The organism is Escherichia sp. E14V7 (assembly GCF_004212225.1).
In the GTDB taxonomy this organism is placed as follows: domain Bacteria; phylum Pseudomonadota; class Gammaproteobacteria; order Enterobacterales; family Enterobacteriaceae; genus Escherichia.
The window spans coordinates 1-18,924 of record NZ_RHJJ01000014.1 but is presented as its reverse complement, the minus strand read 5'-3'; the positions used below and the strand labels follow the sequence as shown (position 1 = coordinate 18,924).

At 52.5% G+C, this 18,924-nt stretch carries 19 protein-coding genes and 1 pseudogene; 7 read left to right on the top strand and 13 right to left on the bottom strand.

The window, feature by feature from the left end:
- Positions 1 to 4: 4 nt before the first annotated feature.
- The 5 genes and pseudogenes from potH to D9741_RS23805 form a co-directional block, all read left to right on the top strand.
- Positions 5 to 949 (top strand): putrescine ABC transporter permease PotH, encoded by a 945-nt coding sequence (gene potH / locus D9741_RS16025; protein ID WP_130214732.1) that lies wholly within the window; start codon positions 5 to 7, stop codon positions 947 to 949.
- Positions 946 to 1,791: a putrescine ABC transporter permease PotI gene (gene potI, locus D9741_RS16020; RefSeq protein ID WP_130214730.1), complete on the top strand. Its 846-nt coding sequence runs from the start codon at positions 946 to 948 to the stop codon at positions 1,789 to 1,791. The genes potH and potI overlap by 4 nt, the downstream gene beginning before the upstream one ends.
- A 59-nt stretch (positions 1,792 to 1,850) precedes the next feature.
- Positions 1,851 to 2,339, top strand: a complete 489-nt coding sequence (locus tag D9741_RS16015) for a YbjO family protein (RefSeq protein WP_130205221.1) — start codon at positions 1,851 to 1,853, stop codon at positions 2,337 to 2,339.
- Between the two features lie 40 nt (positions 2,340 to 2,379).
- On the top strand, positions 2,380 to 3,507 hold the full coding sequence (gene rlmC, locus D9741_RS16010; protein ID WP_130214727.1) for a 23S rRNA (uracil(747)-C(5))-methyltransferase RlmC: 1,128 nt from the start codon (positions 2,380 to 2,382) through the stop codon (positions 3,505 to 3,507).
- Positions 3,508 to 3,557: 50 nt separating this feature from the next.
- Positions 3,558 to 3,656 (top strand): annotated as a pseudogene (locus D9741_RS23805) (hypothetical protein); the annotation flags it as partial.
- 25 nt (positions 3,657 to 3,681) lie between these two features.
- On the opposite strand, the gene artJ reads toward D9741_RS23805, so the two are convergent.
- The 6 genes from artJ to D9741_RS15980 all read right to left on the bottom strand — a co-directional run bounded on the left by artJ (position 3,682) and on the right by D9741_RS15980 (position 8,261).
- Positions 3,682 to 4,413 (bottom strand): arginine ABC transporter substrate-binding protein ArtJ, encoded by a 732-nt coding sequence (gene artJ / locus D9741_RS16005; protein ID WP_130214725.1) that lies wholly within the window; start codon positions 4,411 to 4,413, stop codon positions 3,682 to 3,684.
- A gap of 246 nt (positions 4,414 to 4,659) precedes the next feature.
- Positions 4,660 to 5,328 carry an arginine ABC transporter permease ArtM gene (gene artM / locus D9741_RS16000; protein WP_000464489.1) on the bottom strand — a complete coding sequence of 223 codons (669 nt, stop codon included), beginning with the start codon at positions 5,326 to 5,328 and terminating at the stop codon, positions 4,660 to 4,662.
- The gene (artQ, locus tag D9741_RS15995; RefSeq protein WP_130205229.1) at positions 5,328 to 6,044 is read right to left on the bottom strand and encodes an arginine ABC transporter permease ArtQ; all 717 of its coding nucleotides are present in this window, start codon (positions 6,042 to 6,044) and stop codon (positions 5,328 to 5,330) included. The genes artM and artQ overlap by 1 nt, the downstream gene beginning before the upstream one ends.
- Before the next feature lie 6 nt (positions 6,045 to 6,050).
- Positions 6,051 to 6,782, bottom strand: coding sequence for an arginine ABC transporter substrate-binding protein ArtI (gene artI / locus D9741_RS15990; protein WP_105454365.1), 732 nt, complete (start codon positions 6,780 to 6,782; stop codon positions 6,051 to 6,053).
- A 17-nt stretch (positions 6,783 to 6,799) separates the two neighbouring features.
- Positions 6,800 to 7,528, bottom strand: coding sequence for an arginine ABC transporter ATP-binding protein ArtP (gene artP, locus D9741_RS15985; RefSeq protein WP_000027211.1), 729 nt, complete (start codon positions 7,526 to 7,528; stop codon positions 6,800 to 6,802).
- A gap of 217 nt (positions 7,529 to 7,745) precedes the next feature.
- Positions 7,746 to 8,261, bottom strand: coding sequence for a lipoprotein (locus D9741_RS15980; RefSeq protein ID WP_130205231.1), 516 nt, complete (start codon positions 8,259 to 8,261; stop codon positions 7,746 to 7,748).
- Positions 8,262 to 8,386: 125 nt separating this feature from the next.
- Here D9741_RS15980 and D9741_RS15975 point away from each other — a divergent pair, with 125 nt between their 5' ends.
- Both D9741_RS15975 and amiD read left to right on the top strand, forming a co-directional pair.
- Positions 8,387 to 8,710, top strand: a complete 324-nt coding sequence (locus tag D9741_RS15975) for a heavy metal-binding domain-containing protein (protein ID WP_001160732.1) — start codon at positions 8,387 to 8,389, stop codon at positions 8,708 to 8,710.
- Positions 8,707 to 9,537, top strand: a complete 831-nt coding sequence (gene amiD / locus D9741_RS15970; protein WP_130214723.1) for an N-acetylmuramoyl-L-alanine amidase AmiD — start codon at positions 8,707 to 8,709, stop codon at positions 9,535 to 9,537. The genes D9741_RS15975 and amiD overlap by 4 nt, the downstream gene beginning before the upstream one ends.
- Here the strand turns inward: amiD and D9741_RS15965 are convergent.
- The 7 genes from D9741_RS15965 to lysO form a co-directional block, all read right to left on the bottom strand.
- Positions 9,534 to 10,547, bottom strand: coding sequence for an NAD(P)-dependent oxidoreductase (locus D9741_RS15965; protein WP_130205719.1), 1,014 nt, complete (start codon positions 10,545 to 10,547; stop codon positions 9,534 to 9,536). The two genes, amiD and D9741_RS15965, sit on opposite strands and share 4 nt — an antisense overlap.
- 99 nt (positions 10,548 to 10,646) lie before the next feature.
- The gene (locus D9741_RS15960) at positions 10,647 to 12,077 is read right to left on the bottom strand and encodes an SDR family oxidoreductase (protein WP_130214721.1); all 1,431 of its coding nucleotides are present in this window, start codon (positions 12,075 to 12,077) and stop codon (positions 10,647 to 10,649) included.
- A 10-nt stretch (positions 12,078 to 12,087) separates the two neighbouring features.
- Positions 12,088 to 13,089, bottom strand: a complete 1,002-nt coding sequence (ltaE, locus tag D9741_RS15955; RefSeq protein ID WP_130214719.1) for a low-specificity L-threonine aldolase — start codon at positions 13,087 to 13,089, stop codon at positions 12,088 to 12,090.
- Positions 13,090 to 13,125: 36 nt separating this feature from the next.
- A complete protein-coding gene (gene poxB / locus D9741_RS15950) occupies positions 13,126 to 14,844 on the bottom strand; it encodes a ubiquinone-dependent pyruvate dehydrogenase (protein ID WP_130214717.1) in 1,719 nt (572 codons plus the stop codon).
- Between the two features lie 132 nt (positions 14,845 to 14,976).
- A complete protein-coding gene (gene hcr / locus D9741_RS15945; protein ID WP_130214715.1) occupies positions 14,977 to 15,945 on the bottom strand; it encodes an NADH oxidoreductase in 969 nt (322 codons plus the stop codon).
- Between the two features lie 11 nt (positions 15,946 to 15,956).
- Positions 15,957 to 17,609, bottom strand: a complete 1,653-nt coding sequence (gene hcp, locus D9741_RS15940) for a hydroxylamine reductase (RefSeq protein WP_130214713.1) — start codon at positions 17,607 to 17,609, stop codon at positions 15,957 to 15,959.
- 143 nt (positions 17,610 to 17,752) lie between these two features.
- The gene (lysO, locus tag D9741_RS15935) at positions 17,753 to 18,652 is read right to left on the bottom strand and encodes an L-lysine exporter LysO (protein ID WP_130214711.1); all 900 of its coding nucleotides are present in this window, start codon (positions 18,650 to 18,652) and stop codon (positions 17,753 to 17,755) included.
- Between the last annotated feature and the right edge of the window lie 272 nt (positions 18,653 to 18,924).

Here is an 18,924-nt window from a genome sequence, read left to right as displayed (position 1 = left end):
AAAGATGAGTACACTTGAACCTCCTGTCCAGCCGGGCGGGTTAAAACAGTGGCTTACGCAGTGGCAGATGAAGCACGGGCGCAAACTGGTCATTGCGTTGCCATATATCTGGTTGATCTTGCTGTTTCTGCTGCCATTTCTGATTGTCTTTAAAATAAGCCTGGCGGAGATGGCGCGCGCCATTCCACCTTATACCGAACTGATGGAGTGGGCTGACGGGCAACTGTCCATCACCCTTAATTTCGGTAATTTCCTGCAACTGACCGACGATCCGCTCTATTTCGATGCTTATCTCCAGTCGTTACAGGTGGCGGCGATTTCGACATTTTGCTGTTTACTGATCGGCTACCCGCTGGCGTGGGCGGTGGCGCACAGTAAACCCTCGACCCGCAATATCTTATTGCTGCTGGTGATCCTGCCGTCGTGGACCTCGTTTCTGATCCGCGTTTATGCCTGGATGGGAATATTAAAAAACAATGGCGTGCTGAATAACTTCCTGCTGTGGCTGGGCGTTATCGATCAACCGCTGACCATTCTGCATACCAACCTGGCGGTCTATATTGGCATTGTTTACGCCTATGTGCCGTTTATGGTGCTGCCGATCTACACCGCGTTGATTCGTATTGATTATTCGCTGGTGGAAGCGGCGCTGGATCTCGGTGCACGCCCGCTGAAAACGTTCTTTACTGTGATCGTGCCGCTGACTAAAGGTGGGATTATTGCCGGGTCGATGCTGGTGTTTATCCCGGCCGTGGGCGAGTTTGTGATCCCGGAACTGCTCGGCGGTCCGGATAGCATCATGATCGGGCGCGTGCTGTGGCAGGAGTTCTTCAATAACCGTGACTGGCCAGTAGCCTCTGCAGTGGCGATTATCATGTTGTTGTTGCTAATCGTGCCTATTATGTGGTTCCACAAGTATCAGCAAAAAAGTGTGGGAGAACACGGATGAATAATTTACCGGTCGTTCGTTCGCCCTGGCGGATTGTGATTTTGCTGCTGGGCTTCACCTTTCTTTATGCGCCAATGCTGATGCTGGTTATCTATTCATTTAACAGCTCGAAGCTGGTGACGGTGTGGGCGGGCTGGTCAACGCGTTGGTACGGTGAGTTATTGCGCGATGACGCAATGATGAGTGCAGTTGGTTTAAGTCTGACAATTGCGGCCTGTGCGGCGACGGCGGCGGCGATCCTCGGGACAATTGCGGCGGTGGTGCTGGTGCGCTTTGGCAGGTTTCGCGGATCAAATGGTTTTGCCTTTATGATCACCGCGCCGCTGGTAATGCCAGATGTGATCACGGGATTGTCGCTGTTATTGTTATTCGTCGCGCTTGCTCATGCCATTGGCTGGCCTGCGGACCGCGGTATGCTCACCATCTGGCTGGCGCATGTCACTTTCTGTACGGCTTATGTGGCAGTCGTTATTTCGTCGCGCCTGCGGGAACTTGATCGCTCGATAGAAGAAGCGGCGATGGATCTCGGTGCGATGCCGCTGAAAGTGTTTTTCGTCATTACGCTACCGATGATCATGCCCGCGATTATTTCTGGCTGGTTACTGGCTTTTACTTTGTCGCTTGATGATCTGGTGATTGCCAGCTTTGTTTCCGGCCCGGGAGCCACGACGTTACCGATGCTGGTCTTCTCCAGCGTGCGGATGGGGGTGAATCCAGAAATTAACACACTTGCAACGTTAATTCTCGGTGCGGTCGGAATTGTCGGATTTATCGCCTGGTATCTGATGGCGCGTGCAGAAAAGCAGCGGATACGTGATATCCAGCGTGCAAGACGTGGCTGAAGACACTAAAATTTGCCAACCTGGCTACATAATGCCGCGCATGTCGCGGCATTGTTTTCATGGAAGACGAACCGTTGGGATTTTTTAAGAAAACATCTTCATCACATGCTCGCCTGAATGTGCCTGCGCTGGTGCAGGTGGCGGCGCTCGCCATTATTATGATCCGTGGCCTCGACGTGTTGATGATTTTCAATACATTAGGCGTGCGCGGTATTGGCGAGTTCATTCATCGCAGCGTACAAACCTGGAGTTTAACGCTGGTCTTTTTAAGCAGTCTGGCGCTGGTTTTTATTGAGATCTGGTGTGCGTTTTCGCTGGTGAAAGGGCGTCGCTGGGCGCGCTGGCTGTATCTGCTGACACAAATCACGGCCGCCAGTTATTTGTGGGCTGCTTCGCTGGGTTATGGTTATCCGGAGTTGTTCAGCATTCCCGGTGAATCAAAACGTGAAATCTTCCATAGCCTGATGCTGCAGAAGTTGCCGGATATGCTCATCCTGATGCTGCTGTTCGTTCCCTCGACCAGTCGGCGGTTCTTCCAGTTGCAATAATGTGTATAATCGTCGCCCCTGATGATGTGAAGGTCAATGTATGCAGTGCGCACTTTACGACGCGGGTCGCTGTCGTTCCTGTCAGTGGATAACGCAGCCGATTCCACAGCAACTCTCCGCTAAAACCGCCGATCTTAAGAATCTGCTGGCCGATTTTCCGGTTGAGGAATGGTGCGCGCCGATGTCTGGCCCGGAACAAGGGTTTCGTAATAAAGCCAAAATGGTGGTGAGTGGCAGCGTTGAAAAACCACTGCTCGGAATGCTGCATCGCGACGGCACGCCGGAAGATCTTTGCGATTGCCCGCTTTATCCTGCCTCATTTGCGCCCGTTTTTGCGGTGCTAAAACCGTTTATCGCCCGTGCGGGGTTAACGCCCTACAACGTGGCGCGTAAGCGTGGCGAACTGAAATACATTCTGCTGACCGAAAGCCAGAGTGATGGCGGCATGATGCTGCGCTTTGTACTGCGTTCTGAAACCAAACTGGCACAACTGCGTAAGGCATTGCCGTGGTTACAGGCACAATTGCCGCAGCTGAAAGTCATTACCGTCAATATTCAGCCGGTACATATGGCGATTATGGAAGGGGAGACGGAGATCTACCTGACGGAACAACAGTCGCTGGCAGAGCGTTTTAACGATGTGCCGCTGTGGATCCGCCCGCAAAGTTTCTTCCAGACTAATCCGGCGGTCGCCAGCCAGCTGTATGCCACCGCGCGCGACTGGGTACGGCAGCTGCCGGTCAAACATATGTGGGATCTGTTCTGCGGCGTGGGGGGCTTTGGTTTACACTGCGCGACGGCTGACATGCAGTTAACCGGGATCGAAATTGCGCCAGAAGCCATTGCCTGTGCGAAGCAGTCAGCCGCTGAACTGGGCTTAACGCGTCTGCAATTTCAGGCGCTGGACTCCACTCAGTTTGCCACCACTCAGGGGGAGGTGCCGGAGCTGGTGCTGGTTAACCCGCCGCGCCGCGGCATTGGTAAACCGCTGTGTGATTATCTCGCAACGATGGCACCGCGTTTTATTATCTATTCCAGCTGTAACGCTCAAACGATGGCGAAAGATATCCGCGAACTGCCTGGTTATCGCATTGAACGGGTACAGCTTTTTGATATGTTCCCGCACACCGCGCACTATGAAGTGCTGACGCTGCTGGTGAAACAATAAAAAAGCCGCGGCTGCGGCTTCAGATTGCTGATCAGGTGCGCTTTGTTCATGCCGGATGCGGCGTAAACGCCTTATCCGGCCTACAAAATCATGCTAAATCAATACATTGCAGAGTTGATGTGGGCCGGATAAGCGTAGCGCATCAGGCAATCTTACTTTTGTCATCAGTCTCAATTACTGTGGGAACCACTGGTCATTGATTTTCTGATACGTGCCGTCAGCTTTAATTGCTGCCAGCGCGTTATTCAGTTTTTCCAGCAGAGCTTTGTTATCAGGACGTACAGCGATACCCAGGCCGGTGCCGAAGTACTGCGGATCGGTCACTTTTTCAGTAGCAACGCCCAGTTGCGGATTGGTTTTCAGCCATTCGTTCACCACCGCGGTGTCACCAAATACCCCATCAATACGGCCATTTTTCAGATCGATAAAGGCATTCTGATAACTGTCATAGGAGACAGTTTTCACTTCCGGGTGCTGATCCTGAATATATTTCTGGTGCGTGGTGCCGTTTTCCATCCCAATACGTTTACCTTTCAGATCGGCAAACGTTTTGTAGGTATCTTTTTTGGCAATTACGACGGCTGAGTTTTCATAGTAGGGCGTGGTAAACGATACCTGCTTGCTACGCTCTGGCGTGATATCCATACCGGAGATAACGGCGTCATATTTTCTGAATTTCAGCGACGGGATCAGGCTGTCGAACGCGTGATTAGTAAAAGTACATTCTGCCTGCATTTGTTTGCACAAGGCTTTTGCCAGGTCGATATCAAAGCCGACAATCTGGTTATTGGCATCCATCGACTCGAACGGAGGATAGGTCGCTGATACGCCAAAATTGATTTTCTCCGCGGCAGAAGCGCCGAAAGTAAAGGAAGCAAGTAAAGCGGCAAGAACTAACTTTTTCATGATGGAACTCCCGTCTGTCAATCTTATGATTTTTGGCCGTATCTGCGGCATGGGATAACAATGCCATTAAGTGAATTTATATGCAATAAATATGATTAAATAATTTGCATAGAATAAAAAAAGACGGACAACTTAGTGGGTTGCCCGTCTTCATTATAAGGATTTATGCAGTATGTGGGTTCTGTGCAGGTGTCTGATGCGACGCTGGCGCGTCTTATCAGACCTACAAAACCGTACGCAGCTACATTAATTCCGTCGCTCAAACGCCAGCGCTTTGCGCTCTATCAAACGCATCATCAGCGTCAGCAGGCCGTTAACGATCAGGTAAATAATCCCCGCCGCGCCAAATACCATCACATCGTAGGTGCGTCCGTACAGCAACTGGCTGTAACCCATCACTTCCATCAACGTAATGGTGTATGCCAGAGAGGTACTTTTGAACACCAGCACCACTTCGTTGGAATACGAAGAGAGCGAGCGTTTAAAGGCATACGGCAGCAGGATCGCCAGCGTGTCTTTTTTGCTCATTCCCAGAGCGCTACAGGACTGCCATTGACCTTCCGGGATCGCGCGGATCGCGCCGTAAAACAGTTGCGTGGTATACGCCGCACTGTTCAGCGACAACGCAATCAGCGCACATAACCACGGTTCTGACAACAAATGCCACAGTGCCGGATACTCCTGCAACGTCGGGAACTGGCCCGGTCCGTAATAAATCAGGAAGATCTGCACCAACAGCGGCGTACCAGTAAACAGCGTGATATAACCTCGCACCAGCCACACCAGCACCGGCGTTTTCAGCGTCAGGATAATGGTAAAAATCAACGCCAGAATCAGCGCCACAATCAGCGAGGCAACGGTTAGCGTCAGGCTGGTGTGCAGCCCTTTCATCAGTTCGGGTAAATACTCAAACATTAGCTGGGCCTCCGCTCAAAACGTGTCGCGCGCAGGTCAATGCGTTTGAGAATGTACTGACTCAATAGAGTAATCACCAGGTAAATCGCCGCCGCCACAATGTACCAGGTAAATGGTTCCTGGGTACGGGTAGCGATGCTTTTGGTTTGTAGCATTAAATCATTCACACTAATCAAACTGACCAGCGCGGTATCTTTCAGCAGCACCAGCCACTGGTTACCGAGGCCAGGCAACGCATGACGCCACATCTGCGGCATCACCAGGCGGAAAAAAATAGCCGATTTCGACAGCCCCAGCGCCTGACCGGATTCCCACTGGCCAACCGGCACCGCTTTTAATGCACCGCGCAGCGTTTGCGAGGCATAGGCGGCATACAGCAGCGACAGAGCGATGACACCACAAAGGAACGGGCTCACGTCGAAGTTCTCGATGTCCATCTGCACCGGGATCTGTACGATCCCAAGATTGATGGTGAAGCCATCCGAAAGCGTCAGCAGCAGCTGTGAGGAGCCAAAATAGATAAACAGCACCACCAGAATTTCTGGCAGGCCGCGCAGAACCGTCACTAGCGCTGAACCTGCCCACGCGACAGGACGCCATTTTGCCGACTCCCATACCGCAAAGAACATCGCCAGCGCCAGTCCGACAATCAATGCACAAACGGCAAGGCCGACGGTCATCCCGGCGGCGCTTGCTAAAGGGAAAAATTCATTCATCAGGAATTACTTCTGGAACCATTTGTTGTAGATGGTTTCGTAAGTGCCATCTTTCTTCACTTTTTCCAGCGCAGTGTTGAATTTCTGCTGCAGTTCAGTGTTGCCCTGACGTACCGCAATGCCGAGGCCAGTGCCGAAGTAATCTTTGTCGGTCACTTTGTCGCCCACTGCCGCCAGTTTCGGGTTATCTTTCAGCCATTCGGTGACCACAGCGGTGTCACCGAATACGCCGTCGATACGACCGTTTTGCAGATCCAGTTTTGCGTTCTGGTAGCTGTCATACGGCACGGTAGTGATTTCCGGATGCTTATCCATAATGAACTTCTGGTGCGTCGTCCCGTTCTGAACGCCGACTTTTTTGCCTTTCAGCTGATCAACGCTGGTGTATTTACCCTGCTGACCCACAAACAGTGCGGAGTTGTCATAGTACGGGGTGGTAAACAGCACCTGCTTTTCACGCTCCGGGGTGATATCCATGCCCGCCATCACCGCTTCTACGCGACGGAATTTCAAGCTTGGGATCAGGCTGTCAAACGCCTGGTTAGAGAAAGTGCAGGTTGCATCAATCTCTTTACACAGCGCCTGTGCCAGGTCGACGTCAAAACCGACGATCTGGTTATTCGCATCCATCGATTCAAACGGAGGATAAGAGGCTTCGGTAGCAAAACGAATGGTTTCGGCAGCTGTAGCGGAAAGACTAAAACCTGCAATTAGCGCGGCAATCAGAACTTTTTTCATTGTTGTTATCCCGAATCTTAGTGAGAGAGATAGTTTTTAAATGCTTCGGTTTGCGGCTCGGTAAAGCAGCTCGCGTCGCCTTGTTCTACGATGTGACCGTTTTCCATATACACCACACGGCTGGCGGTTTTACGCGCCACTTCAACTTCGTGGGTGACGATCACCTGGGTAATATTCGTTTCCGCCAGCTCACGAATAATGCTGACGATTTGTGCGGTAATTTCCGGATCCAGCGCGGCGGTCGGTTCATCAAACAGCAGTACCTGCGGTTCCATCATCAGCGCGCGGGCGATAGCGACACGTTGCTGCTGACCACCAGAAAGGTGCAGCGGGTAACGATCGCTATAAGGTTTGAGACGCAGACGTTCCAGCAGTTTTTCTGCACGGGCCAGTGCCTGATCTTTACTCAACCCCAGCACGCGGCAGGGCGCTTCAATCAGGTTTTGCTGTACCGTCAGATGCGGCCATAGATTGTATTGCTGAAACACCATCCCGACGTTACGACGCAGCTCGCGGATCGCTTTGTCAGATGGCGTTTTAGTGAAATCGAAATGGTTGCCTGCGATGTTGAGCGTACCGGAGCGCGGCATCTCTAGCAGATTGAGTACACGCAGCAGCGAGCTTTTCCCCGCGCCGCTGGGGCCAAGTAACACCAGCGTTTCGCCTTGCGGACAATCCAGCGTGATATCGAACAGCGCCTGATGCGCGCCGTAGAAGCAATTAATGCCGTTTAATTGAATACTCATTGACACTCGTATACTGGCAGTCGGATAGCTATTGAAGTCGAAGATAGTACCTTTGACAGAATAATTATGCAATATTTCTGCTTTAAAAGTTAAAAGCAAAGCGCATTATTCAATAAACATAGCACAAAATAACGGCGGCGAAGGGCGGCGAGCATAAATGTCGGCATTCTTCACAGAATGCCAGACAATTTATGGGGGTTATCGTTTAATCAGGGTTTTAGCGGTTCTCTACGGACTGGCGCAGAGTGCCGGCAGGAGCGTGTACGCTGCCACCTAAATAGCGCACATCGTCGATCACCCAACACTGTCCTTCCTGAATCATCAACACTTCATCCTGCCAGCTCTGGTCGCCTTGTTTCAGATTCACCCGCAGCGGAATATTGCGCGCATCGCGATTTGGGATGGTCGAGGCGCTGGCAACTTGTGCGCTGTCAGGCAAAGTGGTGCGACTGGAGAACGGATCGCTGCTTAATAATTCGCGATGGCTGTTATCGCGGCTGGCATTGCTCAGTAGAGTTGCCAGTTTGTCACTTAAATATGGACGCAGAGCGGTAATGTCGTTACTGCGGTGCGAAATGCGGTAGTCATAAAACTGCTGGGCCACGCTGTCAGGTCCGCCCTGAACGCAAGATCCCGTACGGGGGCCATTATCTTTATAGGCAGGCGTGACGGTGGTACAAGCACTGAGTAACAGTGCGCAAGGGATAAGCATAGTCAATTTGCTGTAGCGCATAATGATTTCCTTATAAGCGAACACCTTGAAAGCGTTCTACGATAATAATGATATCCTTTCAATAATAGCGTATCAGTCCGATAATGCTTTGAAGATCGAAGGCTTAGCAAACAAGGAGATCGATCATGCAATTTTCCACAACCCCAACACTTGAAGGCCAGACCATCGTTGAATATTGCGGCGTGGTGACTGGCGAAGCGATTTTAGGCGCTAACATTTTTCGCGATTTCTTTGCGGGTATCCGCGATATCGTTGGCGGACGTTCCGGTGCGTATGAAAAAGAACTGCGTAAAGCGCGGGAGATAGCCTTTGAGGAACTTGGTGAGCAGGCGCGAGCGCTGGGGGCTGACGCCGTGGTCGGCATTGATATCGACTACGAAACGGTCGGGCAAAACGGCAGTATGCTGATGGTTAGCGTCAGCGGAACGGCGGTGAAAACGCGTCGATGAGAAGAGTCTTCTGGCTGGTCGCTGCCGCTCTGTTGCTGGCAGGGTGTGCAGGCGAAAAAGGCATTGTCGAGAAAAAGGGATATCAGCTTGATACCCGACGCCAGGCGCAGGCGGCGTATCCGCGCATTAAAGTGCTGGTGATCCACTACACGGCAGAGGACTTTGATACGTCACTGGCGACACTGACCGATAAGCACGTAAGTTCGCATTATCTGGTTCCTGCCGAGCCACCACTTTACAACGGCAAGCCGCGTATCTGGCAACTGGTACCGGAACAGGAACTGGCCTGGCATGCGGGGATTAGCGCCTGGCGCGGGGCAACGCGCCTTAACGACACCTCTATTGGTATTGAGCTGGAAAATCGTGGCTGGAAAACATCAGCGGGGGTGAAATATTTTGCGCCATTTGAACCGACACAAATTCAGGCGCTTATTCCACTGGCGAAGGATATTATCGCCCGCTATCACATCAAACCGGAAAACGTAGTGGCTCATGCAGATATTGCGCCGCAGCGCAAAGATGATCCCGGGCCATTATTTCCGTGGCAGCAACTGGCACAAGAGGGGATTGGTGCCTGGCCTGATGCACAGCGGGTGAACTTTTATCTTGCCGGGCGCGCGCCGCACACACCGGTAGATACCGCCTCATTGCTGGAACTGTTGGCCCGTTACGGCTATGACGTGAAACCAGAAATGACTCCTGGCGAACAGCAACGAGTGATTATGGCGTTCCAGATGCACTTCCGCCCGACGTTATATAACGGCGAAGCGGATGCAGAAACTCTGGCAATTGCACAAGCGTTGCTGGAGAAATACGGTCAGGATTAGCGCGGCAGTTTTCCGTGGTCGCGTAACCAGGCGGCAGTTTTCTCGATCCCTTCATCCAGCGTGATGACAGGCTGATAACCTAACTCTTCCTGTGCACGCGTAATATCCAGCGTAAAGTCAAAATTCAACTTAGAGACGCCGTAGTGGGTTAGCGGCGGCTCTTTCGCTGACTTGCGGCCTAAACGCTCCATGCTGCGGGCGATCATATCCAGCATCGGGTAGGGAATTGAACGAATACGGCAATCAATATTCAGTTCGTCGATGAGCTTCTGCACGATGCTGCGCAGTGTACGATGCTCACCATTGGTAATGTTGTATGCCCTGCCGGACGGCAGTTTGTCGCAGTTTTCCTGGCTCGCCAGCCACATGGCATGCACGGCATTTTCGTAGTAGGTCATATCGACCAGCGCACTGCCGCCGTGCGGTAACAGAATGCTGCCGTAGTGGTGCATCATATGCGCCAGGCGGGGGATGAACACTTTATCGTGCGGTCCGAACAGACTCTGTGGGCGCAGAATAGTAAAGCGCGTTTGTGGATTCGCCTGCGAAAGCATATTAATCACTTCTTCGCTGGCAGCTTTGCTGCGGGCAAACTCGTTAGCGAAGCGGTGAGGGCGAAAATCTTCTTTAATATCGCGATGATGGTGATAATCGAAGTACAGGGAGGGGGAAGAGATATGAATAAAGTTACGCACTCCCCAGGCAACAGCCCATTCGCCCAGGCGACGCGTAGCGCGAACGTTGGCCAGGTCGAAAGCCTGCTGCGTTCCCCACGGCGAAGTAAAGCTGGAGCAGTGCCACAGCGTATCTATGCCTGCGAGCATCACTTTAGCCTGCGATGAGACAAGTTCGGTCAGATCCGCCCGGACAAACTCTGCGCCCAGTTTTTCCAGCAATTTGCCCATCGCTTCGTTGCGACCGGTCGCTCTCACGCTGATGCCTTTCTGGCATAAAAATTCAACCGCGTTTCGACCTAAGCCGCTGGTAGCGCCGGTAACCAGTACCTTCATATCATTCCACTGTTGTTGATAAGTCGACGTGCGCATTCTTTCGTGATTTCCCCCTTGATGCAATGGGAAACATGAAAGAATCACGCAGGTTTTTTTCGATTAATCTGTGATTTGTTCTGCAAGTCTGGCGATTCGTTTTGCCATGCCGCGAAAAATAAACAGATGTGCAGGGATCATGAAAAGCCAGTAAAACAGGCCTGGCATGCCGTGCGGATGCCAGAAAGCGCGAACGTCTATGGTGCGGTAGTTGCCTTTATCCTCCAGCGTAAAACAAAGCCGCCCCAGTCCTGGTGCTTTCATACCAAATAACAACGTAAGTTGTTTTTCCGCTTCAACGACAATCACTTTCCAGCTATCTACCGCATCGCCCGTCTGCAAATATTCCCGCTCAGGGCGACCTTTCGCCAGTTTATGACCGATCGCGCGGTCCATCAGCGCACGGAGCTGCCACAAAATATTGCCAAAGAAATAACGTTCTTTACCGCCGATTTGATTGACTACCCGCCATAGCGCCTGAAGGCTGGCAGACGTTTTAACCGTAAAACCGGCTTGTTTAGCGAAGTAACCGTATTCTGGTCGCCAGCGAGCAAAAGCCTGCGCGTCATATCCCCAGTCGCTGGAGTTGACCAGTTTTTCTTCCTCTTTCAATGTGCGACGTACCGCATCATCGAAAGCGATCAGCGGTTGTGGAATGAGTGCACGTAACGCGGTGTCATCTGCCAGCAGATCGTGTTTCAGCCCCTGAATCAACGCTTTGGCGGTGGTGGGCGGTACGGAAGTAATCACATTGAGAAACCACACCGAAATCCAGCGGGTCGGAAAGGGGATGGGGATCAACCAGCGGCGCTTACCGCTTACGGTCATAAAATGTTCAAATTGTTGTTGATAACTGAGCACCTCTGGCCCAGCGGCTTCGAAGACCCGATGTTCGCAGGCCGGATGATCTAACAGCGCCACCAGATAGTGCAGCAGGTTTTCCAGCGCAATAGGCGTGGTGCGTGAACGGACCCAGCGTGGTGGTGTTAACACTGGCAGGTTGTAAACCATATCGCGCATCACTTCGAACGCTGCAGAACCTGCACCAACGATAATTCCGGCCCGCAGTTCGGTCACTGGTACATTCGCTTCACGAAGAATGTCCGCCGTGGCCTGACGAGCACGCAGATGGTCCGACTGCTCATGTGGTGGAGCCTGCAACGAACTGAGAAAGATGACTTGCTTAACTGGCACTTCGCGTAGCGCATCGCGGACGTTGAGAGCCACCTGGCGCTCCTGAGCGATAAAATCGCCGCCTTCGCCCATGCTATGCACCAGAAAATAGACCGTATCGATATCCTGCAACAGGGCCGGAAGATTATCCGGCCAGCTGAGATCGATTTTATGGCAACTGACGTTTGCCAGTTGCAGCTTTGCAAGCCTGTCGACATGACGTGCCGCCGCCAGGATCTGATGCCCTTGCTGGCTGAGTGTGCGCACCAGATGCTGACCAATGTAGCCACTGGCACCGAGAACTAAAATGCGTTGCGGCACGTCTCTCTCCTTAACGCGCCAGGAATGCGCGCCAGTGGGCGGCGACTTCCGCCAGCTGAGCGCGCGAGACGTCAAGATGGGTCACCAGGCGGACAATCGGCGAGGCGTTAATCAGCACGTTTCTCGCTTTCATGTATTCGCCTAACGCGGTAGCATTTTCTTCCCCGACGCGAACAAACAGCATATTGGTGTCCTGACGCATCACATCCGCGCCTGCTTCACGCAGCTGCTCCGCCATCCAGGCGGCGTTATCGTGGTCTTCCTGCAAGCGTGCGACGTTATTTTTCAGCGCATACATCCCGGCGGCTGCCAGAATCCCGGACTGGCGCATCCCGCCGCCGGTCATTTTCCGCCAGCGGATGGCATGTTTAATGTAGTCACGGTTACCGACCAGTAACGAACCGACTGGCGTACCAAGACCTTTCGACAGACAAATGGTGAACGAATCACAATATTGCGTGATCTCTTTTAGTTCGCAGCCATAAGCCACGATGGCGTTAAAGATGCGCGCACCGTCAACATGCAGCGCCAGATTGCGCTCACGGGTAAATTCCCATGCTTCTTTCAGGTATTCACGCGGCAGCACTTTGCCGTTGTGGGTGTTTTCGAGACTGAGCAATTTGGTGCGGGCGAAGTGAATATCGTCGGGTTTGATTTTCATCGCCACTTTATCCAGCGGTAACGTGCCGTTGGCGTCAGCATCGATGGGTTGCGGTTGAATACTGCCCAGCACTGCTGCGCCACCGGCTTCAAACAGATAGTTATGTGCGGCCTGACCGACAATATACTCTTCGCCGCGTTCGCAGTGACTGAGCAGAGCGACCAGGTTGGCCTGAGTGCCGGTAGGCAGAAAAATGGCGGCTTCTTTACCGGAAAGCTCTGCCGCATAGTCCTGCAGAGCATTAACGGTAGGGTCGTCTCCGTAAACGTCGTCCCCAACCGGGGCGGCCATCATCGCTTCGAGCATGGCGCGGCTCGGTCGGGTAACGGTATCACTGCGTAAATCAATCATGGCATGTCCTTATTATGACGGGAAATGCCACCCTTTTTACCTTAGCCAGTTTGTTTTCGCCAGTTCGATTACTTCATCGCCGCGTCCACTGATGATTGCGCGCAGCATATACAGACTAAAACCTTTTGCCTGTTCGAGTTTGATCTGCGGCGGAATGGCTAATTCTTCTTTGGCAACCACCACATCCACCAGCACCGGACCGTCGATGGAGAAAGCGCGTTGCAGGGCTTCATCGACTTCAGCGGCTTTTTCCACGCGAATACCCGTAATGCCGCACGCTTCGGCAATGCGGGCAAAGTTGGTGTCGTGTAGTTCGGTGCCGTCAGTCAAATAGCCACCAGCTTTCATCTCCATCGCCACAAAGCCCAGTACGCTGTTGTTAAAGACGATAATTTTCACTGGTAGCTTCATTTGCACTACTGAGAGGAAATCGCCCATCAACATGCTAAAACCGCCATCGCCGCACATGGCGACCACCTGGCGTTCTGGCTCGCTTGCCTGCGCGCCCAGCGCCTGCGGCATGGCGTTAGCCATCGAACCGTGGTTAAACGAACCTAACAGGCGACGCTTGCCGTTCATTTTCAGATAACGTGCCGCCCATACCGTAGGTGTGCCAACGTCACAGGTAAAGATGGCGTCATCGGCGGCAAAGTGACTAATTTGCTGCGCCAGATATTGCGGGTGAATGGCTTTCTCGCTCGGTTTAGCTAAATCGTCCAGCCCTTTACGGGCATCGCGGTAATCTTCCAGCGCTTTATCCAGAAACTTGCGATCGGTTTTTTCTTCCACCAGTGGCAGCAATGCGCGCAGGGTTGATTTGATATCGCCGACCAGCGCCATATCTACCTTGCTATGCGCGCCGATGCTGGCTGGGTTGATATCAATCTGAATAATTTTGGCATCGGTCGGGTAGAAGGCGCGGTAGGGAAATTGTGTGCCGAGCAGCACTAAGGTGTCGGCATTCATCATAGTGTGAAAACCTGACGAGAAGCCGATTAATCCCGTCATTCCGACATCATACGGATTATCGTATTCGACATGTTCTTTACCGCGCAGGGCATGAATAATAGGCGCTTTAATTTTCCCGGCAAACTCAACTAACTCTTTATGCGCCCCCGCGCAGCCGCTGCCACACATCAGGGCGATATTGCTGGAATAACGCAGCAGTTGCGCCAGTTTGCGTAACTCTTCTTCTTCCGGTGTTATGACTGGCTGTGGCGCATGATACCAGTGCGTGGTCGCCCCTTCTGGTGCAGGTTTTAGCGCCACGTCGCCCGGTAACACGACAACGGAAACGCCACGGTTAAGCACCGCTTTGCGCATGGCAATCGCCAGCACTTGTGGGATCTGCTCCGGGCTGGAAACCAGCTCGCAATAGTGACTACATTCGCGGAATAACTCTTGCGGGTGGGTTTCCTGGAAATAGCCGCTGCCAATTTCGCTGGAAGGGATATGGGCGGCAATCGCCAGTACCGGAACGTGATTACGGTGGCAATCGAACAGGCCGTTGATTAAGTGCAGGTTGCCGGGGCCGCACGATCCGGCACAGACCGCCAGTTCTCCTGAAAGTTGTGCTTCAGCGCCAGCGGCAAAGGCAGCCACTTCTTCATGGCGGGTAGGCATCCACTCGATAGTGCCCATGCGATTAAGACTGTCACTAAGACCGTTCAGAGAGTCGCCCGTGACTCCCCAGATGCGTTTTACGCCTGCTGATTCGAGTGTTTTGGCGATATAAGCTGCAACCGTTTGTTTCATGGTTTTCCGTCTCCTGAATGTGATAACGGTAACAAGTTTAGTTCATCTGACGGAGGGGGAAGGGATGGGAGAAAAAGGAGGCACTAACGGTTAAACAGCCCGATGACAGGAATATCATCGGGCATAAGGTGATTACGCGAGAACCAAATCCCCCTGCGGATGGCAGGAGCAGGCCAGTACGTAACCTTCAGCGATTTCGGCGTCGGTCAGCGTCATTGTGCTGCTCACCGTATATTCACCGGAAACCACTTTTGTCTTACAGCAGCCGCAAACACCCGCGCGGCAGGCGGCGACAACCGGAACGTTATTGCTTTCCAGCGCCTCCAGCAGCGTGGTGCCAACCGGAGCGTAAAATTCTTGCACCGGTTGCAGTTTGGTGAATTTCAGACCGCTGGTCGCCGCTTCCGCCACTGGCGTAAAGAATTTCTCTTTAAAGAAACGCGTCACGCCGAGCGCCTTCACTTCCTGTTCCACCCAATCCATATACGGTGCCGGACCACAAGTCATCACGGTACGTGAGGCTAAATCAGGAACGCTTGCCAGCAGTTCACGAGTCAGGCGTCCGGCAACGAACCCCTCGGTAACGTTATTTTCCGCCACCAGTGTTACCGGATAATGACGCCACTCATCGGCGAAAATTACATCCTGCGGCGTACGCACGTTGTAGATCACCTGCACATCGGCCTGCGGACGGTTCTTCGCCAGCCAGCGACGCATCGACATAATCGGTGTGACGCCGCAGCCTGCCGCCAGCAACAGGAATTTATCTTCTGCTTTATCGTCGCAGGTAAATTCCCCCATCGCGTCCGAAAGCCAGAGATAGTCACCGCGTTTTACATCGCGGGTCAGCCACTGGGAGCCGACACCGTCATCAATCCGCCGCACGGTCAGGGTGATATATTCACTCACGCCTGGCGTGGAGGAAATGGTGTATGCACGCAGCGTTTCCGCTGAGTTTCGCACGCTGACCAGTGCATATTGCCCGGCGCGATATGGGTAGTAATCGTGGCAAATCAGGGAAATCGTCCACACATCCGGCGTTTCTTGCGTAATGTGATGAACCTGCATCCGCCACGGGCATTGATTCGTTGGCATCGTCATCGACAAACTCCTTACGCGCTCAACAGTTGCTTCATGTCTTCTTCAACAGTGGTGATAGAACGCAGGCCGAATTTCTCGTTCAGCACCGCCAGCAGGTCTGGTGTCAGGAAACCAGGTGCAGTCGGGCCGGTGACGATATTTTTCACACCCAGAGAAAGCAGCGTCAGCAGAATGACAATCGCTTTCTGTTCAAACCAGGAGAGCACCAGCGACAGCGGCAGATCGTTGACACCGCAGCCCAGTTTTTCTGCCAGCGTTACCGCCAGAATAATTGCTGAGTAAGCATCGTTACACTGACCAGCATCCACCAGACGCGGCAGACCTTCGATATCGCCAAACTCAAGTTTGTTAAAGCGATATTTACCACAGGCGAGAGTCAGGATCAGGCAGTCATCCGGCACGCTGGTGGCGAAATCGGTGAAGTAGTGACGTTCGCCGCGTGCGCCGTCACAGCCACCAAGCAGGAAGATATGACGCAGTTTTTCACGGCTCACCAGATCAATCAACGTATCGGCTGCGCCAAGCAGCGTCTGGCGACCAAAGCCCACGGTGATCAGGTGCGGAATTTCGCTATACGGGAAGCCCGCCATTTGTTGCGCCTGGGCAATGACCGCAGAGAAATCTTCGCCATCCAGATGACGCACACCCGGCCAGCCAACGATGCTGCGGGTCCAGATACGATCGTCATAAGCGCCTACGGTTGGGTCGATGATGCAGTTAGAGGTCATCACGATGGGGCCAGGGAAACGAGCGAACTCCACTTGCTGATTCTGCCAGCCGCTGCCGTAGTTACCGACCAGATGCTTGAATTTACGCAACTCCGGGTAGCCGTGGGCAGGCAGCATTTCGCCGTGGGTGTAGACATTAACGCCCGTGCCTTCGGTCTGTTCCAGCAGGTTGTAGAGATCTTTGAGATCGTGACCGGAAATCAGAATGCATTTACCCGCCGTCGCTTTGACGTTGACCTGGGTTGGCGTCGGGTGACCGTATTTACCGGTTTCGCCTGCATCCAGAATGCTCATCACTTTGAAGTTCATCTGGCCGATTTCCATTGAACACTCAAGAAGCGCGTTCATATCGGCAGGCCAGGTCCCCAGCCACGCCATGATTTTATGGTACTGGGCGTAAATATCGTTGTCGTATTGACCGAGAACGTGGGCGTGTTCCATATAGGCCGCTGCACCTTTCAGGCCATACAGGCACAGCAGACGCAGGCCGAGAATGTTTTCGCCAATCTCGGCTTTATCTTTGTTAGGGGTAAATTCTGCTGCCTGACGTTGCAGTTCGCCGAGATCGTCGCTCACCAGTTGCAGGTCAGCCATCGGGTTATCGACGCGGGCGTTGGCATCTACAGCCAGGCATTGTGCTTTCAGCGCCTCGCGCAGGGCAATCGCTTCACGAGCGTAGCCGACAATACGCGGAGAATCGAAGTTAACGTTGGTCAGGGTTGAGAAAAATGCCCGAGGCGCGAAGCTGTCTACATCGTGGTTGATGATGCCGTATTCACGCGCTTTTACAGCCCAGGCAGAAAGCCCTTGCAGCGCCGTGATGAGTAAATCCTGAAGGTCAGAGGTTTCCGCCGTTTTACCACACATCCCCTGCGCGTATGAGCAGCCGTTTCCTGCCGGAGTACGGATAGTTTGTTCACATTGCACACAAAACATGATCACACCTTTTAAAGTTATATTTAATATACATGTTTAAGGTTAAGACGCTTAACGCGGGGATAAAAGGGATTTTTCATGCAACTTTAAGGGAGATTGATTTAGCGCAATTTTGGCGGCAGGGATCTACCGCCAGAGAGGTATTATGCGGAGAAAAAGGCGATGAGGATCGGCACTAACAGGCTGAGAATAAAACCGTGAACAATCGCTGCCGGGACCATATCCAGCCCACCTGTACGCTGAAGAACGGGCAGGGTGAAATCCATTGATGTGGCACCGCATAAGCCCAGTGCAGTAGAGCGGCTACGGCGAATCAGGCCAGGGATCAACATAATGGCGATCAACTCACGCGCTAAATCATTGAAGAACGCCGCGCTCCCGATTACCGGACCAAAAGATTCGGTCAACAAAATACCGGAAAGAGAATACCAGCCGAAACCGGAGGCCATTGCCAGCGCGGTATTGATGGGGAGATCAAGAATAAAGGCGTTAATTAAACCGCCAATTAATGAACTGGCAACCACCACCACGGCGACAATCATTCCCCGGCGATTAAGGACAATCTGCTTTAAGGTCATGCCATTATTGCGCAACTGAATACCGACGAGGAAAAGTAACAGAATTAACGTGTATTCGCTGGCTTCGGTAGCGTGCTGTAAAAAACCTAATCCGCTAAAGCCAATAGCAAAACCAATCACCACGACGCCACACAGTTTCAGCGATTCCAGTGCCATCGCAATACGCGACGGCAATTTCTCTTGCTGGTGGCTACTGCGCCACGGCAAACCGCGTTCCAGCCACAGCAAGGCGACAATATTGCACAGTAAAATAATGGTAATACTGACAGCGGAATAATGCAGAATCGCCAACAGGTTACTGGCGAGATTATCGAGAAACGCCAGACTGATACCCATAAAAAAGAGAATGAGATAGACCATCCAGCTTAATAGCTGATTAATGCGTTTTAACGCAGCTTTTTGGCGAAGCGGAATGAGGTAACCCACAATCAGGGGAACCAGAATGATTAACAGCCCAGAAAACATGAAAAACCAGTCCTTGCAAAGAAGAAGTCGAAATGCGCGATGACACACTACTGAAAGCGGAAGGACGAGTAAAGTTGCAATTAAAAGGAAATGTTATGCATAAGGAGCTGTAGGGTATTCATTTTCATTTAAAGATATTCTTGCGCTTTAATTACAAACCGCACTGGTGTTGGTGGCGTCAAAATCGCTGAGGCGTTCCCTGAAGGCCGGGGCAGCCCACATGGATGTGGGCTGAGGGCGCGTTTTACAGGGATAATGAGATGGACGCTCCA

Coding starts and splice junctions, on each gene's coding strand:
- potH (WP_130214732.1), top strand. CDS start 5: ATGAGTACACTTGAACCTCCTGTCCAGCCGGGCGGGTTAAAACAGTGG.
- potI (WP_130214730.1), top strand. CDS start 946: ATGAATAATTTACCGGTCGTTCGTTCGCCCTGGCGGATTGTGATTTTG.
- D9741_RS16015 (WP_130205221.1), top strand. CDS start 1,851: ATGGAAGACGAACCGTTGGGATTTTTTAAGAAAACATCTTCATCACAT.
- rlmC (WP_130214727.1), top strand. CDS start 2,380: ATGCAGTGCGCACTTTACGACGCGGGTCGCTGTCGTTCCTGTCAGTGG.
- artJ (WP_130214725.1), bottom strand. CDS start 4,413: ATGAAAAAGTTAGTTCTTGCCGCTTTACTTGCTTCCTTTACTTTCGGC.
- artM (WP_000464489.1), bottom strand. CDS start 5,328: ATGTTTGAGTATTTACCCGAACTGATGAAAGGGCTGCACACCAGCCTG.
- artQ (WP_130205229.1), bottom strand. CDS start 6,044: ATGAATGAATTTTTCCCTTTAGCAAGCGCCGCCGGGATGACCGTCGGC.
- artI (WP_105454365.1), bottom strand. CDS start 6,782: ATGAAAAAAGTTCTGATTGCCGCGCTAATTGCAGGTTTTAGTCTTTCC.
- artP (WP_000027211.1), bottom strand. CDS start 7,528: ATGAGTATTCAATTAAACGGCATTAATTGCTTCTACGGCGCGCATCAG.
- D9741_RS15980 (WP_130205231.1), bottom strand. CDS start 8,261: ATGCGCTACAGCAAATTGACTATGCTTATCCCTTGCGCACTGTTACTC.
- D9741_RS15975 (WP_001160732.1), top strand. CDS start 8,387: ATGCAATTTTCCACAACCCCAACACTTGAAGGCCAGACCATCGTTGAA.
- amiD (WP_130214723.1), top strand. CDS start 8,707: ATGAGAAGAGTCTTCTGGCTGGTCGCTGCCGCTCTGTTGCTGGCAGGG.
- D9741_RS15965 (WP_130205719.1), bottom strand. CDS start 10,547: ATGAAGGTACTGGTTACCGGCGCTACCAGCGGCTTAGGTCGAAACGCG.
- ltaE (WP_130214719.1), bottom strand. CDS start 13,089: ATGATTGATTTACGCAGTGATACCGTTACCCGACCGAGCCGCGCCATG.
- poxB (WP_130214717.1), bottom strand. CDS start 14,844: ATGAAACAAACGGTTGCAGCTTATATCGCCAAAACACTCGAATCAGCA.
- hcr (WP_130214715.1), bottom strand. CDS start 15,945: ATGACGATGCCAACGAATCAATGCCCGTGGCGGATGCAGGTTCATCAC.
- hcp (WP_130214713.1), bottom strand. CDS start 17,609: ATGTTTTGTGTGCAATGTGAACAAACTATCCGTACTCCGGCAGGAAAC.
- lysO (WP_130214711.1), bottom strand. CDS start 18,652: ATGTTTTCTGGGCTGTTAATCATTCTGGTTCCCCTGATTGTGGGTTAC.